The organism is Thioalkalivibrio sp. ALMg11 (assembly GCF_000377905.1).
In the GTDB taxonomy this organism is placed as follows: domain Bacteria; phylum Pseudomonadota; class Gammaproteobacteria; order Ectothiorhodospirales; family Ectothiorhodospiraceae; genus Thioalkalivibrio.
In genome coordinates, this window is record NZ_KB898873.1 from 366,820 (window position 1) to 381,261 (window position 14,442).

15 protein-coding genes are annotated in these 14,442 nt (G+C 68.1%); 5 read left to right on the forward strand and 10 right to left on the reverse strand.

What is annotated here, in order from left to right; translation table 11 throughout:
- Window positions 1-22 precede the first annotated feature (22 nt).
- Both D578_RS0107005 and D578_RS0107010 read right to left on the reverse strand, forming a co-directional pair.
- On the reverse strand, window positions 23-961 hold the full coding sequence (locus tag D578_RS0107005) for a hydrogen peroxide-inducible genes activator (protein WP_018949259.1): 939 nt from the start codon (window positions 959-961) through the stop codon (window positions 23-25).
- The gene (locus tag D578_RS0107010) at window positions 958-1,314 is read right to left on the reverse strand and encodes a DUF3301 domain-containing protein (protein WP_026289232.1); all 357 of its coding nucleotides are present in this window, start codon (window positions 1,312-1,314) and stop codon (window positions 958-960) included. Before D578_RS0107010 ends, D578_RS0107005 begins: the two co-directional genes overlap by 4 nt.
- 96 nt (window positions 1,315-1,410) lie before the next feature.
- Here D578_RS0107010 and D578_RS0107015 point away from each other — a divergent pair, with 96 nt between their 5' ends.
- The 4 genes from D578_RS0107015 to D578_RS0107030 all read left to right on the forward strand — a co-directional run bounded on the left by D578_RS0107015 (window position 1,411) and on the right by D578_RS0107030 (window position 6,058).
- Window positions 1,411-2,241, forward strand: coding sequence for an inositol monophosphatase family protein (locus D578_RS0107015; protein ID WP_018949261.1), 831 nt, complete (start codon window positions 1,411-1,413; stop codon window positions 2,239-2,241).
- Window positions 2,238-3,641: an adenylate/guanylate cyclase domain-containing protein gene (locus D578_RS0107020; RefSeq protein WP_018949262.1), complete on the forward strand. Its 1,404-nt coding sequence runs from the start codon at window positions 2,238-2,240 to the stop codon at window positions 3,639-3,641. Before D578_RS0107015 ends, D578_RS0107020 begins: the two co-directional genes overlap by 4 nt.
- The gene (locus D578_RS0107025; RefSeq protein WP_018949263.1) at window positions 3,638-4,759 is read left to right on the forward strand and encodes a tetratricopeptide repeat protein; all 1,122 of its coding nucleotides are present in this window, start codon (window positions 3,638-3,640) and stop codon (window positions 4,757-4,759) included. The genes D578_RS0107020 and D578_RS0107025 overlap by 4 nt, the downstream gene beginning before the upstream one ends.
- A gap of 84 nt (window positions 4,760-4,843) precedes the next feature.
- Window positions 4,844-6,058: a TraB/GumN family protein gene (locus D578_RS0107030; protein WP_018949264.1), complete on the forward strand. Its 1,215-nt coding sequence runs from the start codon at window positions 4,844-4,846 to the stop codon at window positions 6,056-6,058.
- Window positions 6,059-6,269: 211 nt separating this feature from the next.
- Here D578_RS0107030 and D578_RS0107035 read toward each other — a convergent pair whose 3' ends face one another.
- The 4 genes from D578_RS0107035 to D578_RS0107050 are packed head-to-tail and all read right to left on the reverse strand — an operon-like array spanning window position 6,270 to window position 9,346.
- Window positions 6,270-7,268 carry a zinc-binding dehydrogenase gene (locus tag D578_RS0107035; protein WP_018949265.1) on the reverse strand — a complete coding sequence of 333 codons (999 nt, stop codon included), beginning with the start codon at window positions 7,266-7,268 and terminating at the stop codon, window positions 6,270-6,272.
- A gap of 58 nt (window positions 7,269-7,326) precedes the next feature.
- Window positions 7,327-7,818, reverse strand: coding sequence for a Slp family lipoprotein (locus D578_RS0107040; RefSeq protein WP_026289233.1), 492 nt, complete (start codon window positions 7,816-7,818; stop codon window positions 7,327-7,329).
- A gap of 2 nt (window positions 7,819-7,820) precedes the next feature.
- Window positions 7,821-8,405 carry a Slp family lipoprotein gene (locus D578_RS0107045; protein WP_018949267.1) on the reverse strand — a complete coding sequence of 195 codons (585 nt, stop codon included), beginning with the start codon at window positions 8,403-8,405 and terminating at the stop codon, window positions 7,821-7,823.
- A gap of 44 nt (window positions 8,406-8,449) precedes the next feature.
- Window positions 8,450-9,346 (reverse strand): HDOD domain-containing protein, encoded by an 897-nt coding sequence (locus tag D578_RS0107050; protein ID WP_018949268.1) that lies wholly within the window; start codon window positions 9,344-9,346, stop codon window positions 8,450-8,452.
- A gap of 193 nt (window positions 9,347-9,539) precedes the next feature.
- On the opposite strand from D578_RS0107050, the gene D578_RS0107055 reads away from it, so the two are divergent.
- Complete coding sequence (locus tag D578_RS0107055) at window positions 9,540-10,334, forward strand: dienelactone hydrolase family protein (RefSeq protein ID WP_018949269.1); 795 nt, start codon at window positions 9,540-9,542, stop codon at window positions 10,332-10,334.
- A gap of 51 nt (window positions 10,335-10,385) precedes the next feature.
- On the opposite strand, the gene D578_RS0107060 is transcribed toward D578_RS0107055, so the two are convergent.
- The 4 genes from D578_RS0107060 to D578_RS0107075 all read right to left on the reverse strand — a co-directional run bounded on the left by D578_RS0107060 (window position 10,386) and on the right by D578_RS0107075 (window position 14,290).
- On the reverse strand, window positions 10,386-11,753 hold the full coding sequence (locus D578_RS0107060; RefSeq protein ID WP_018949270.1) for a response regulator: 1,368 nt from the start codon (window positions 11,751-11,753) through the stop codon (window positions 10,386-10,388).
- Between the two features lie 213 nt (window positions 11,754-11,966).
- Window positions 11,967-13,520, reverse strand: coding sequence for a bifunctional GNAT family N-acetyltransferase/carbon-nitrogen hydrolase family protein (locus tag D578_RS0107065; RefSeq protein ID WP_018949271.1), 1,554 nt, complete (start codon window positions 13,518-13,520; stop codon window positions 11,967-11,969).
- A 57-nt stretch (window positions 13,521-13,577) separates the two neighbouring features.
- The gene (locus D578_RS0107070; protein WP_018949272.1) at window positions 13,578-13,901 is read right to left on the reverse strand and encodes a hypothetical protein; all 324 of its coding nucleotides are present in this window, start codon (window positions 13,899-13,901) and stop codon (window positions 13,578-13,580) included.
- Window positions 13,898-14,290, reverse strand: coding sequence for a PH domain-containing protein (locus D578_RS0107075; RefSeq protein WP_018949273.1), 393 nt, complete (start codon window positions 14,288-14,290; stop codon window positions 13,898-13,900). Before D578_RS0107075 ends, D578_RS0107070 begins: the two co-directional genes overlap by 4 nt.
- Window positions 14,291-14,442 lie beyond the last annotated feature (152 nt).

A 14,442-nucleotide genomic window follows, 5' to 3' on the forward strand; every position in this document is an offset into this window, starting at 1 on the left:
AGCAGTGTTTCCTTAAAGGGGCCTACCCCGCGCCGGGCTGGATAAAATCGACGCAGGTCAGCGGGGTCGAGAGCACCGCGCGACGCAGCGCCTCAATGGCCTCCGGACGCGGGAAGCTGGTCCGCCAGGCCAGGGCCACACGCCGGCTGGGTGCCGGATCCTGAAACCGCCGCACGGCCAGCAGCCGCTGGGCATAGCGATCCGCTCCCACCGCAGTGCACGGGAGGATGGTTACCCCCATCCCCGAGGCCACCATGTGGCGAATCGTCTCCAGCGACGACCCCTCCAGGTTGCGTGGGGTACTGCCATCCGCAGTCACCGTGCGCTGGCAGTCCGGGCAGCGCTCCAGCACCTGGTCGCGGAAACAGTGTCCGGCGCCCAGCATCAGCAGGGTCGCATCGGCCATATCCTCCAGGCGCAGGGGTTCCTTGTCCTTCAGCGGATGCGCCGCCGGCAGCACGGCCATGAACGGTTCGTCGTACAGGGGCAGCGTGACCACCCCCGGCTCCTCGAACGGCAGCGAAATGATGATCGCGTCGAGCTCACCCTGCTTGAGCCGCTCGCGCAACCGCCCGGTATAATTCTCATCGATCACCAGTGGCATGTTCGGCGCGCGCTCGTGCAGCGCGGGGATCAGTTCCGGAAGCAGGTACGGACCAATGGTGTAGATCGCGCCCAGGCGCAACGGACCGGAGAGTTGATCCTGACTCTGCACGGCAACCGAACGCAGCTGTTCGACCTCGGCCAGCACGCGCCGCGCCTGCGCGATAATCTGCTCACCTGCCGGCGTCACGTTCACCTCGCCACGGCCGCGCTCGAACAGGGTCACGCCCAGTTCTTCCTCGAACTTGCGCACCGCCACCGACAGCGATGGCTGGCTGACATGACTGGCCTCGGCCGCTCGCCCAAAGTGGCGGGCATTTGCGACGGCCACCACATAACGCAGCTCGCTCAGGGTCACCGGGGCGCCCCTCCGCCCTCGTCATCGCTGTCCGGCCCCTGAAACTCGCGGCCGCCGTCCGGCCAGTCCAGGGTCACGCGCTTCAACTGTCGGCCTTCCAGCGATATCTCGCCGGGATGTCGCTCCGCCCCATCGGCGGAAAATTCGAAGCGGTAGCGGCGTTGCAGCGTCAGGCCACGGTCGCCCCAGAGCAGACGCTGGCCGGTACGCACGACGGTGGCATCGAGCAGCTGCACCCCTGCCCGCTCGCAGGCATGGCGCCCAACCCGCCGGGCACGCTCATTGGCACGCCAGGTGTCATTAACGTAAAACACCACTAGCGCAATGGATAATATAATGATCAAGCCCGTCATGGACCGGTATGATAAGCGCAATCGAACCGGAGTTTGTCCGGGCCTACCCGGCCGCCTCCGGCTCGCTCACCTTGCCACTAGCGTTTTCAGGCCTGCATGACTTCCACTGCTCTCCCCTTCTCCGATCTCGCGCAGGGTCTGCGCGAGATCGGGCGGCAAGAACTGCTGCCCCGTTTCGAGGCCGATATCGCCGTGGATTACAAGGCGGACGGCAGCGTGATCACCGAGGCCGACCACGCGGTGGATGCGCGTGTGCGCGCCCTGCTGGACGCATACGGGCAGAACGCGCCGGTACTGAGCGAGGAACAGGCACGCGGCGAACAGGCACGCATACTGGAGACGGCCCCCACCTTCTGGCTGGTGGACCCGCTGGACGGCACCTCCAATTTCGCCGGCGGCATGCCCTTCTTCGCCATCTCCATCGCCCGCATCGAGGGCGAACGGGTCACCCACGGGGCCACTTATGACCCGGTACGCGACGAGCTGTTTACGGCGACCGAGGACACCGCACTGACACTGAACGGGGTCGCGCCCCCGGCGGCCAATCGCCTCCCGGCCACGGAGCTGGGCCGCGCCATCGCCCTGGTGGACTACAAGCGCCTGGATGCCCCCCTGGCGCGCGAACTGGCCTGCAATGCGCCGTTTCGCTCGCAACGCAATCTCGGCGCCTGTGCCCTGGAGTGGGCCTGGCTGGCGGCCGGGCGCGCCGATCTGTACCTGCACGGCGGCCAGGCCCCGTGGGACAGCGCGGCCGGCGGGCTGATGCTCGCCCGCGCCGGCGGGGCCATGTGCAGCCTCGCGGGCGACCCCGTATTCGGCCGATCGCTGACCAAGCGCTCCGCCGTGGCAGCGCGCTCCGACACCCTGCTCGCCGACTGGCGGGCCTGGCTGACCCCATGGACCGCGAACCAGGACCCGATCTCGTGATCCGCCGCCGCAAGTCCGGCGGCGGATCACGCCTGGGCGTGAGCAGCGCCGACTTCACCCCGCGCTACCTGCCGATCGCATGGAAGATCGTCGCGGCGATCGCCGGGCTGACGCTGGCCGGCATCGTGACCCTGTCGGCCGTGGTCCTGAACCAGGTCAGCAACGTGCTGGACAACCAGATTCGCGCCCAGGCCGAGAGCACCGTGGCGCCGGTCGCGCGCACCTCGGCCGAACTGATGCTGGCCGAGGACTACCTGACCCTGGAGACCCTGCTGAACTCACTGGTGGAGGAGGGGCGCGTCGAGTCCATCACCGCCTACGCGATCGACCGAGGTCAGGTTGCCAGCGCCGGGACACCTCCGGAGCAATCCCTCACCGACGGAGTGTGGCCGCTGGCACCGACGGTGGAACCCTACCGACGCAACGTGCGCTTTCAGGACGTGCAGGTGGGCCACATAGAGGCCTACATCGACACCTCGCCAATGCAGGAGCTAATCCGCAACACGCTGAACGCCGGGATCGCGACGGCCGTCGGGATCTTTCTCCTGAGCCTGATCCTGGCGATCGACATCAGCAAGCGCCTGGTGCGCCCGCTGGAGCGCCTGGCCGAAAGCATGCGTTCGCGCGGGCAGCCCATGGACGACCAGGGGAACCCGCTGCCGATGGTGCGCCAGGACGAGATCGCCCAGCTGACCGACGCCTTCAACGATATGGCGCGCGACCTGCTGCGCAAGGACCAGGTCGAGGCCGCCCTGCGCCGCTACGTGTCGGATGCCATCGCCCAGGACATCCTGGAAAACCTGGACCGGGTGGAGCTGGGCGGGCGCGCACTGGACGGGGCAGTACTGTTTGCCGACATCCAAGGCTACACGGCGCTGTCGGAGCGCTGCAGCCCGGAGGCCCTGGGGCGCATGCTCAACGAATTCTTCGGCCCGATGTCGGAATGCATCGCCCGTCACGGCGGCACGGTGGACAAGTACATGGGCGACTGCACCATGGCGGTTTTCGGCCTCGGGGCGGATGCCGGAAACCATCGCCTGACCGCCGTGCAGACCGGCCTGGCCCTGCTGGACACCGTCGCCTCGATCAACGCCGAACGCGAACGCCGCGGCGATACCCGGGTGGAGTTCCGTATCGGCCTGAATGCGGGCGAGATGCTGGCCGGCAACATGGGGGCCGAAGACCGCATGCAGTTCACCGTGGTCGGCGATACCGTCAACCTCGCGGCCCGCCTGGTTACGGTCGCTCCCCCCGGCGGGCTGGTCACGACCGCCGCATTCATGGAGCATGAGCAGGTGAAGGGGCGATTCCGTACCGAAGACTGGGGCACCCACGAGCTGCACGGGGTCAGCGAAGCCGTGCCCACCGCCCGGGTACTGAACGCCACGGATCGCACATGAACGCAACCCGCGCCCTGTTCCCGCTCGCGGGCATCCTGCTGGCGCTTCTGCTGGTCCAGGGCTGTGCCGCCCTGGACCCCTTCGCCCCGCCCGAGCTGCGCATCGAACGCGCGCTGGTGGCGGGTGAGTACCAGCGCGCCCTCGAGCTGATCGACCAGCACGCCCCGGAACCGCGCGCCGAATGGGCCGAACGACGGGCGGCCATCGAGGACGAGGCTGCGACCGCCGCGACCGAGGCGATGCAGGAGGCGCGCGCCGCCTCGGCCGAAGGCGCGGTCGCTCAGGCCCTGGAGATCCTCGAGACGGCCGAGGAACAACTGCCGCCGGACAGCGAACGCCGGGAATTCATCAGCCAACTGGAGCGCCAGCGACAGATTGGATTGCAGACCCTGCAGCAACGCCACGACATCCTCGAGGCGCGCGCCCTCGTCCAGCGGCTGCGCCTGCTCGAGGTCATGCGTCCGTTGGTGCGCCACAGCGAACGATTGCCGGACGATCCCGACCGCCTCGCCAATCGTCGCGAGCCCCTGGCGCGGTCGCTGGATCGCTACGCCGCCGATACCCATGGCGAGGAACGTCTGGAGCTCCTGCACCTGGCCCAGGGTCTGGCCTCGGACTCCGAACGCGCAGAACGCATCGCGCGCCTGGAGCGCGAACTGCGCCAGGCCGAACCCCCCGAGATCGAGGAAGAAGTCCCGCGTTCCACCATCAATGCGCGCCTGCGCCAAGCCCTGGAGGCCGACGACCTGGTGACGGCGGCGCGCTGGTGCCGCAACGAGATCACGCCCGACACTGACGCCTCCGGCCCGGACCAGGCCGCCCAGCGAGCCCATCGCGTGCTGTGCGAGGAATGGCGCGAGCGCCGAGACGCGCGCGCCGAGGCGCTGCTGGAGGAGGGCCGCAGCCATTACTCCGCCGGTGACATCGAAGAGGCCCTGGGGCACTGGAAAGAGGGGCTCGAACTGGCGCCCGACCATGCCGGACTGATCTCGGCCCACGAGCGCGCGCTGCGCGTGGTCGAACGCCTGGAGAGCCTCCGCGTGCCGGAACCGCTCCCTGAAGCGGACGAAGACAGCCCGCCCGACGACGTGCCACAGGCCGATCCCGATGCCCCGTAACGCGCGATCCGGCCGCCGGCGCTGCGGGCCGCGCGCATTCGCCGTAGAATACGCCCCGCCCTCCGGAGCAAGAGCCCGCCACGCATGAATCCCGCCGTCCAGGAACTGATCGCCGACGAACCCCACCGCGTCCTGCAACTGGGCGACACCGAGGTCGTGGTGCTGGGCACCGCGCACGTGTCGCGCGCCAGCGCCGACAAGGTACGCGCCCTGATCGACACGGGGGCCTTTGACAGCGTGGCGGTCGAGCTGTGCGAAAGCCGTCAGCGCGCAATGCTGGACCCCGACGCGGTCGGGCGCATGGACCTGTTCAGCGTCATGCGCAAGGGCCAGGCCCCGATGATCGCCGCCAGCCTGGCGCTAGGGGCCTACCAGCAACGTCTGGCCGACCAATACGGCATCGAGCCCGGGGCGGAGATGCGCGCGGCGATGGATGGCGCCCTGGACAATGGCCTCCCCCTGGCCCTGATCGACCGCGACATCGGCCTGACCCTGCGCCGCACCTACCGCGCGGTGCGCTGGTGGGAACGCATGGGGCTGATCGGCGGGCTGTTCAGCTCCGTCCTCTCGCGCGAGAAGATCGACGAATCCGAGATCGAACGCCTGAAGGAAGGCGACATGCTGGAGTCCACCTTCAGCGAGTTCGCCGAGCAGTCCGAGGACCTCTACCGCACCCTGATCGAAGAGCGCGACCACTACATGGCCGCCCACCTGCGTCGCCTCGCGGCCAACCCGGAAACCCGGTGCATCCTGGCGGTGGTGGGGGCCGGCCACCTGCCCGGGATTGCCGAACAGGCCGAGGATCACCTGACCCCGCCCGACGCGATCCTCGATGCCCTGGATCAGGCCCCGCCCAAGGCGCGCTGGCCCAAGGTCGTTCCGTGGGTGGTGATCGGGATCATCCTCGCCGGCTTTGCCATCGGGTTCTCGCGCAACCCGGATATCGGCCTCCAGATGGTGATCGACTGGGTACTGATCAATGGCGGGCTGGCGGCCCTCGGCGCGATCATCGCCCTGGCCCATCCGCTGACCGTACTCACCGCCGCCCTGGCGGCCCCGCTGACCTCGCTGAACCCCACCATCGGGGTCGGCTTTGTCGCGGCGGCGGCCGAGCTGTACCTGCGCAAGCCGCGGGTCTCCGACTTCGCCAGCCTGCGCCAGGACACCACGACGCCCCGCGGCTGGTGGCGCAACCGCGTCTCGCGCGTGTTGCTGGTCTTCCTGCTGACCACCCTGGGCTCGGCCGCCGGCACCTACATCGGCGGCGCCCGCGTCTTCAGCCACCTCTTCGGCGGCTAACCTTTCTGGTCCACCACGAAGCACACGAAGGCACGAAGACGGGCAAGGTCAAGATCGGGTTACACGAAGGTTGGACGATCGGTTGCCGGGGCCGAGTGGCAACCGTGTAGGTCAACGCATCACCGGTGGACCGCAAAAGGGCGCCCACACCATCCTTCTTCCGACCGACCTTTCTTCGTGTCTTCGTGTGCTTCGTGGTTGCAAGACCCGCTTATTCGGGGATACGCAGTACGAGCTTGCCACGGCGGCCGCCGGCTTCGATGCGGCGGTGGGCCTCGGCGGCCTCGGCCAGCGGAAGGGTGTCCTCGACGTTGACCTGCAAGCGACCGCTGGCCAGCCGGGCCAGACCCTCGCCCACTAGAGTGGCCTGGTGCTTCAGACGGCGGCGATCATTCTCCAGCATCGGCGTCAGCATCAGCTCCAGACTGATGCTCGGGTTGCGCAGCCGCGCCGGGTTCCAGTCGGTGTCTGCCGGGGGTGCCAGCAGGGTAACCAGATCCCCGCCATAGGCCACCTGCGTCAGGCCCTCGCGGAAGACCTCGCCGCCAACGGTGTCCAGCACGATGTCGAAGCCGCGACCGTCGGTGTACTGCATGATCGCGTCCGCGGCATCCGGCTTGCGCAGGTCGACGACATCGCCCCCAAGCGCGGTGACAATCGCGGCCGCCTCGTCGCGCCGCACCAGGCCCAGTACCCGGCCACCGGCGGCGCGCGCGATCTGCACGGCCATCTGCCCGACCCCACCGGCCGCCGCATGGACCAGCACGCTCTGGCCGCGCTGCAGGTCGGCCCGCTCGAACAGGGCCTCCCAGGCGGTCAGCCAGGTCAGCGGCAGGGCGGCGGCCTGGGCATCGGATACCGCCGCCGGTACCGGGACTACCGCGGCCTCGGGCACCACCACCTGTTCGGCGTAGGTCCCGGGGTCGGCCCCGACCCCGCCAAAACAGAAGGCGACCCGCTGCCCCGGCCGCGCGTGATGCACGGCGCTGCCACATTCCTCGATGATTCCCATCCCATCGCAGCCCGGCGTGTTGCGCGGCGCGCCGGGGACGATCATGCCTCCCGCGCGCACCTTGGTATCCACCGGATTGACGCCGGCCGCCAGCATCCGAATGCGGACCTGGTCGGGGGCCGTGAGCGCCGGCTCCGCCACATCGTCCAGACGCAGGGTCTCGGCGGGTCCGGGTTGGTCGAACACGACTGCTCGCATGAATACTCCTCGTTGCATGGGGATTCGTGGAAACGCGCGCCGGCCGCCCCGGGACGGCCTACAAGCCGATTCCGATGCCTATGCCAAAGCGCACACCGCCGGAAGAACGCGCCGGCTCGGGCTCCGGCCACAGGTGCACCGAGTGGGCCTCCAGCACCGGGAAGACATAGTCCAGCTCGCCGATCCGACCATCTTCGACCCCGGTCACCGTCCCGACACCGGTAATCCGGCGCCCGGCACGATAGTCCACCGGGTCGGCGAAGCCCTCCACACGCAGGCGGAAACGCCCGGTGGTGGACTGCCGCGTCTGCGGCTCCTGGCGACTAAGCGGGTAACCGACCACCTCGATGAAGGTCGCTTCGGCGCGATTGTGGACGCGCGCGATCACACCGCCCCATACCTGCTCGTCGGGCGGCAGGCTATCGGCGGTGACTCCACGCGGCTCAACCTGCACGGCCGGGTCATCCGGGGCCTCCAACGGGCCGGAGGCGCACGCGGCCAGGAACACGGACAGCAGCAATGCCAGGAAAGGACGCAAGAATCGGGTCATGCTCACCAATACCAGGGATGCGGGTGATAGCGCCCGTAGAGGCCGTAGCGCGGGCCCCAGGGACTATAGAACGGGTCATAAAACGGATCGTAGAACGGATCGCGGTAGCCGCGCTCCGTCGGTGGCGGGCGCCGCGGCCACAGGTAGACCGCATCCGCCTGCAGCGTAACGAAGGTGTAGGCGTAGTCGCCGATGCTGCCTTCCTCGATTCCGTGGATGACACCCCGCACGGTCACTTCGCGGCCTGCCTTGTAGATCTGCGGGTCGAGGAAGCTGCTGCTGACCACGCGGAAGCGCCCGGGTGAGCGGTCCGCCTCCTGCGGTCGCCCCTGGCGATCAAGCTCGCGGGCCACCACCTCCAGCCGGGTACCGCCCGAGGTGTTGTCGATGTCCGCAATCACCCCACCCCAGACCACGGTCTCGCCCTTCACGGCCTCGGGATCCGCCAGCACCTGATCGCGATCGGGGGCGGCAGCAGGCAACGGGGAAAGGGCCGCTGGAACCCCGGCGCAACCCGTCAGCAGGAGCAGCAGCCCCGTCAGGACCAGAGCGCGCAATCGACCAAGCTGGAATGCCCGACTCTGCATAGTCGATGAGACTCGAGCGCCGCCCGCAGGTTCACGGCGAGCGATCATGGCCGCGGCTCTCCGTCGTGCGCTGGATCGCAAAGATCCTGCACCGCCAGGACCTCGTGCTGGGCCTCCTCCACCGCGGCGAGCAGGACCTCGGGGGCCAGGTGCAGGGCGACCCACACCGCCGGATCTACCGGAGGTGCATCCGCCCAGTCGCGCGAATCGATCTCGGCCAGATGGGCACCGGTGTTGGCCAGGTGCACCAGCATCACTGCGGTGCGGTTGCGCTCCGGCGCCTGCAGCGGGTGATGGTGACCGGCGAGGCAGTCGACCAGGAGTTCCGGCAGACCCCAGTGCGCGGCCAGGGCCCCGCCCAGCTCCGCATGATCGAAGCCCAGTTGGGCCCGCTCCGCGCCCTGCGGGCTCAGGCCGTCACCAACATCCAGACTGGAGAGGAAGGCCCGGTGGGCCGATTCCGGCGACTGCGAGAACAGCAGCAGCTTGCCGAGGTCATGCAGCAGACCAGCCAGGAAGATGCCGCTGGCCTGGCGCGGCAGCACGCGCATCGCCAGTTGCCGTGCGATCACCGCGCAATAGGCCGAATGGCGCCAGAAGACCTCCAGCGGCAGGCGCTCCTGATCCGGGATGCTGGCCGTGGCACGGGTGATCGCACTCGCCACCACCAGACGCTGCAGGGCATCGCGGCCCAGCAGGGCAATCGCGCGGTCCACCGAGTCAACCGGACGCGCCGGGGCATAGGCGGGGCTGTTGGCGATACGCAGGACCAGGGCCACCAGGCCGGGATCGCGCCCCAGGCTGCTGGCGATCTTGACGGCCGTGGCGTCGTCGTCCTCGAGCAGGCGGGCAACCTCGAACACCACCTGCGGCATGGCCAGCAGCTTGTCAGCCGACTGGACACGGGCCTCAAGGGAATCGTTGGCGGAACGGTCGGACATGGGTGGATCCTCTTGCCGAGGCGGAACGGGGATCGCTGCGCCTCACTCGTCCTGGTTCGAGGCCGCCTCGCGCACGTGGCCCCGACGTCTCTACTGTAGCCGCTGTCCCCTCCGTTGTAACCCGGCCGGGGGCGAACCATACTCGGGGGTCCGGGTCGAAAACACGACGTTTCGACCTCCAAGGAGGTGTCCAATGTTTAGCAAGTCCGCATTTGCGCCGTTGGCCGTTTTGCTCGCCGGCCTGCTCCCCGGCATGGCCCTGGCCGGTATCCAGACCGAAGAGATCACCTACGACCATGACGGCGACGAGATGACCGGCTATCTGGCCCATCCCGAAGGCGACGGGCCGCACCCCGCGATCCTGGTCATTCACGAATGGTGGGGCCACAACGACTACGCTCGCGACCGCGCCGAGCAGCTGGCCCACGAGGGTTACACCGCCTTCGCCCTGGATATGTACGGCAGCGGCAAGCTGGCCGATCACCCGTCTACCGCCGGCGAGTTCGCCGGGGAAATCCGCGAGAATCGCGACCTGATGCTGGGCCGCTTCCAGGCCGCCTACGACTGGCTGCGCGCGCATGCTGCCAGCGCCGATGCGCCGCCCTCCGCGGTCGGCTACTGCTTCGGCGGCACCGTGGCCCTCGAGGCCGCGCGCGCGGGGATGGACCTGAACGTGGCGGCGAGCTTCCACGGCGGCCTGGGAACCGAGCACCGGGCCGAGGCCGGCAAGGTGTCGGCCGAACTGCTGTCCTTCACTGGCACCGCAGACCCGATGATCCCGCCGGAGCAAGTCGCCGGTTTCCAGGAGGAGATGCAGGAGGCCGAAGTACGCTACACCGTGGTGGAATTCTCCGGCGTGAAGCACAGCTTCACCAATCCGGGGGCCGATGCCATTGCCGAGGAGTTCGGCATGCCGGTCGGCTATGACGCCCGCGCCGACCACGACTCCTGGAACCACCTGCTGGGTGTCCTCCGCGACCGACACTAAACCAGGCGAACGCCGGGCACCGCCAGGTGCCCGCTGCGTTCACACGGCGCTTCAGGCCCCGCGCAGATAGATCGCCACCCCCAGGACCACGATCACCGCCAGCACCCCGACAAACGCCAGCCGGAACCAGCGACGACGCCCCAGACGCGCGGGTTTCGCATCGAACAGGGAAGCTCGCGGGCGGTCCCCCGGCTCCGCCTTGACCGGTTCCCCCCGACTCGGCTCGCTCATCGGCTCCGCAGCAGCGGTGGTGCTGTGGCCGGTCAGGGCGTGCTCCAGATCACGGATGCGTCCACGCAGATCCTGGTTGCGCTGCTGGGCCTCCGCCAGTTCCCGCTCGCGGGCCACCAGGCGATCACCCAGATCCGAAGCCGAATCCTGGCTATCCGTACAGCGCTGCTCGGCCTCGGCCTGGGCCTTCTCGGCCGCCGCGGCGCGCTCGCACTGCTGGTTGCGCTCGCGGCGCAGGCGCTCGGCCTCGCCCCGCGCCACCTTCAGTTCCGTCTGTTCCTCTTCGCGCTGGCGCTCCAGATCGACAAGCTCGTGGTCGAGGCGAACATTCTCTGCCTCGAGCTCGTGCAGACGGGTGCGCAGCGTCTCTGACGCGGAATTGGCCTCGACCGGGGACGCGTTCGAGTCGGCTTCCAGCTCCTCAACCCGCGTACGCAGGGCCTCGAGCTCATGCTCGCGTTCCTCGGCCTGCGCGCGGATAGTCTCCGCTTCCGCAGCGCTGGCCTGCGCCTCGGCCATGGCCGCCTCGGTCTCCTGCAGACGGGCCTGCAGGGACTCGATCTCGCCTTCGCGCTCCTCCGCACGCTGAAACGCCGCCGTCGATTCGTCGCGGGCCTCGCCCAGGGCGTTGCGCAGACGCTCCAGCTCCTGCTTTGCTTCGCGCTCGTTGGAGGATTGCTGTCGCAGCATCAACTCGCGGCGCAGGCGCTCGACCTCGTCCCGCAGCGCCTGATTCTCGGCGGAGTCGGGTGCGGTCTCGGCGGGGGGTGCGGGCTCGGGTGCCGGAGGCGGTGGCAGGAGTTCGGCCACGACCTCGCGCACGCGGGTGGGAACAAACGGCTTCATCAGGACGGCATTGGCCCCCAGTGAACGCCATTCGTCGCTGGCCGCCTCGTCGCTCTCCTGACCGGTCACGATCACCACTGGGAGGTCGGTGGGGACTTCATCGACGCCATCGCGAATACGCAGCAGGAGATCCTGGCCGTCGATGCCCGGCATCGAGAGATCGGTCAGCACCAGCCCGATATCGGGATACTGCTGCAGCAGCTCCAGGGCCTGTTCGCCGTCGGCCCCCTCGTAGACGGTGTTCTGACCCTGCAGAATGCGTTGCAACGCAACCCGGATGACCTTGGAGTCATCCACCACGAGGATCGCGGCGCGTTTCGGGTCCGGTATCTGATCGCTCATGCTTCCCCCTGACTGACATCCGCCCGCCTGACGGCGGCACGGCCGTCGACCACGCTGGATTCCCAGTGGCCGAGCATCCCTAGAGTCGCAAGACTACGGGCCCCCGCTCCCGGATACCAGTGGGGTCGCCGGGGCAACCGGAACCGGTTCACACTTTCTCGCTCGGGCCGGTCGGCCAGCGGGGCGTCATCCGGGAACACCGCTCCGTGTTTCCTACACTGGCTTCGACTTCCACTTGACCGAATAGAGGTCACGCCGGCGATCACGCAGGTTGCGCACCGAACCGTGATTGCGCAGCTCCTTCAGGTTGTCGAGGTCGAGATCCACGATCAGGGTCATCTCGGTGTTCGGGGTCGCCTCTGCCGCCACCGCGTCGTGCGGGAAGGCGAAGTCGGACGGGGTGAACACCGCGGCCTGGGAGTACTGCATATCCATGTTCTCGACCTTGGGCAGGTTGCCCACAGAGCCGGAGATGACCACGTAGCACTCGTTCTCGATCGCGCGGGCCTGGGCGCAACGCCGCACCCGCAGGTAGGCGTTCTTGGTGTCGGTCCAGAACGGGACGAACAGGATCTGCAGGCCGTGATCGGCCATCACCCGCGGCAACTCGGGGAACTCGACGTCGTAGCAGATCAGGATGCCGATCTTGCCGAAGTCGGTATCGAAGACATGCACTTCGTCGCCGCCCTGCAGGCCCCAGTAGGAGACCTCGTCCGGGGTGACATGGACCTTGTACTGACGGTCCCAGGTCCCGTCGCGACGGCACAAGTACGACACGTTGCGCAGGACTTCGTTGTCGTACTCGGGCATGGACCCGGCCACAATGTTGATGTTGTAGGCCAGCGCCAGGCGCACCATCTCCTCGCGGATCGCGTCGGTGTACTCGGCCAGGCGGCGCACGGCCTCGGCGGGGTATTCCTGGTTGAACGCCCCCATCAACGGGCCGTTGAAGAATTCCGGGAACAGCACGCAGTCCGAGCGATAGCCGGAGACCGCGTCGACAAAGTACTCCACCTGCTGGAACAGGGAGTCCAGGTCCACCGTCGGGCGCATCTGCCACTGGACCACGCCGATGCGCACGTCCGAGCGGCTGCCGCCGATCAGCTTCTCCTTCTCCTCGTAGTAGATGTTCAACCACTCGATCAGGGTCGCGTAGGCCCCGGACTTCTCGTCATCCGGCAGATAGTTGGTGATGATCTTGCGGACGTGGAAGTCGTTCGCCAGCTGGAAGGTCAGGATCGGGTCGGTGATCTCGTGGTTCTTGACCTTGCGCACGTACTGCTGCGGGGTCAGCTCGTCGCGGTATTCATCAAAGCCGGGGATGCGCCCACCGGCGACGATGGCGCGCAGGTTCAGCTTCTCGCACAACTCCTTGCGCGCGTCGTATAGCCGCCGCCCCAGGCGCAGCCCGCGATAGTCCGGGTGCACGAAGACGTCCACGCCGTAGAGCGTGTCGCCGTCCGGGTCGTGGGTGGTCAGGAAGCCGTTGCCGGTGATCTGCCAGTAATTGTGCTGATCGCCAAAGCGCTTGTATTCGATGATCAGGCTGATCGCCGCGGCGACCACCTTGCCGTTGTCCTCGATGCAGATCTGACCCTCGGGAAAGCGCATCACCTGGGAGCGAAACTGCGCCTCGCTCCAGGCGCCGTCGAGGTCGTGATAGACCCGCTCCATGATCTCGCGGATGTCCTCGTAATCCTCGACCCGCGTCGGGCGCAGGGTCAGGTGGTGCTGGGGGTTTGACTCGTTGTCCGCGTCAGTGGTCACGCTCGGGGCTCCGGGGATTGAGAGGGAAAGGCAGGATGCACGGGGAGTGGTCGCGGATCAAAAGATCCAGGCCAGCATCAGCCAGAAAAACACGAAGAACAGGAAGAATCCGGGGATCATGAACTGCAGCTCCCCGATCAGTCCCTCGCCAGCCGCCAGGGCGAACACGATCGACACCAGCACCGAGACAATGGCCGCCACCAGCGCCGCGCTCTTCAGGCCCATGCCGTCATCGAAGGTGAGGGCGACCCACTCCGACAGTCCCGGCAGGGAGACCGCCGCCGCCAACACCAGCAGCGCCACCAGTAACGCGACCAGCGCCGAGGTGCCGAGCAGGATGCGCGACGCCAGGCGGCTGTCGCGCCGGTCCGCGCCGCTCATGCCACGCCCTCGCGCCGCCCCCGCACGTATTCGCGTACGCGATGGGGGTCCGGAATGCCGTTGACCCGGAACTCCGGGTTGTCCCCGGTGGTGTACACCGCGATGCGGCCGACACGGAAGATGCGGTCGAAAAAGCTCTGGTCCACCTTCACCGTACGGATCTGGCCGATGTCGAGGTCGACATGCGACTTCGACAGCAGGCCCCGCTCCAGATGCACCTGATCGGCGTCAATACGCAGGCGTACCGAGCGCGTCTGTAGATACCACCACAGCAGGATCAGCAAGCCGAGGCCGAAGGCCGGGATTAGCACCAGGCTCAGGATGAAGCCGAACGGGTGATTGCGGAACATCGCCGGTCGGGCATCGATCGCGGGTTCGCGGGCAGACATGCGCAGACTCCGGTTGGGGGCAGGCCCATCCGAAAGGGGACGGACCCGTCCAGTTTGGCGCGGCGTCCCAAACAAAGCGAGCCCCGCACGGGGCGGGGCTCGAAGTTTGCCGGGCAAGGGCCGGTCACCCGGCCCGCCCGGAGGCAGGCTCG